The organism is Paraburkholderia sp. BCC1885, from assembly GCF_900996235.1.
Taxonomy (GTDB): Bacteria; Pseudomonadota; Gammaproteobacteria; order Burkholderiales; family Burkholderiaceae; genus Paraburkholderia.
This window is the reverse complement of sequence record NZ_CAAJGM010000008.1, coordinates 1-1234: the sequence shown is the minus strand read 5'-3', so window position 1 is coordinate 1234 and position 1234 is coordinate 1. Positions and strand designations below refer to the sequence as shown.

The 1234-nt window shown below is 66.9% G+C and carries 1 protein-coding gene; it reads left to right on the top strand.

The annotated features are described in order from the left end of the window. On the top strand, window positions 1–1234 hold a 1234-nt coding region (locus FQ755_RS00060), incomplete at both ends, for an amino acid adenylation domain-containing protein (protein WP_144150087.1).

The following is a 1234-nucleotide window of genomic DNA, read 5'->3' as shown; positions in this document are numbered from 1 at the left end:
CTACCCGGCGGAGCGGCTGGCCTACATGATGGAGGACAGCGGGATTGGGCTGCTGCTCACGCAGTCGCATCTGATGGAGAAGCTGCCGGTGCCGTTGGGTGTGGAGACGGTGGAGCTGGATACGCTGGATGTGTCGGGCGAGGCGGAGCGAGCGCCGGAAGTGAAGGTGAACGGAGAGAACCTGGCGTACGTGATCTACACGTCGGGTTCCACCGGCAGACCCAAGGGTGTGGCCGTTGCTCACGGGGCGCTGTCGATGCACTGCCAGGCGATCGGGGCGCGCTACGGGATGAGGCGCGAGGACCGGCTGTTGCAGTTTGCCTCGATCAGCTTCGACGCGGCCGGAGAGCAGTGGCTGGTCCCGCTGCTTAGCGGGGCAGCACTGGTGCTGCGTGACGCGGAGCTGTGGAGCGCGCAACGGCTGGTCGGAGAGATCGTGTCGAAGGGCATCTCGGTGCTGTATCTGCCGCCAGCCTATATCGATGCGTTTGCCCGGGAGATCGGTGCGGGCGTGGTGAAGGTACGCATGTGTATCGTGGGCGGCGAGGGTTGGTCCAGAAGTGGGTTCGAGGCGGTGCAGCACAATCTTTCGCCAGAGCGCATCTTCAACGCATACGGTCCAGCGGAAACGGTGATCACGCCGACGGTATGGGAGGCCGGAGGAACCACCCGTTTTGAGAGTGCCTATGCGCCGGTTGGTCGTGCGGTGGGCGGGCGCACGCTGTACGTGCTCGACGGGGACATGAACCTGACGCTGCCGGGCGCCGTAGGCGAGCTGTATATCGGCGGAGCCGGACTGGCGCGGGGCTACTTGAACCGGGCGGGGCTGACGGCAGAGCGGTTCGTACCGGACCCGTTTCATCCGAAGGGCGGACGGCTGTACCGCACGGGTGACCTGGTGCGGTGGAGCGACGAAGGTGTGCTGGAGTACCAGGGGCGGATTGACCACCAGGTGAAGGTGCGGGGCTTCCGCATCGAGCTGGGCGAAGTCGAGGCACAGCTGCTCGCTCAGGCGGGCGTGCGCGAGGCAGTGGTGACGGCGCAGGAGGGGCCGGGCGGCACGCGGCTGGTGGGCTATATCGCGGCCGTGGCGGGACAGGAGCCGGACAGCGCCCGGCTACGTACGGAGCTGGGCCGGGTGCTGCCAGACTACATGGTGCCGTCGGCGATCGTTGTGCTGGAGACAATGCCGCTGAGCCCGAACGGCAAGGTGGACAGGAAGGCTCTGCCCGCG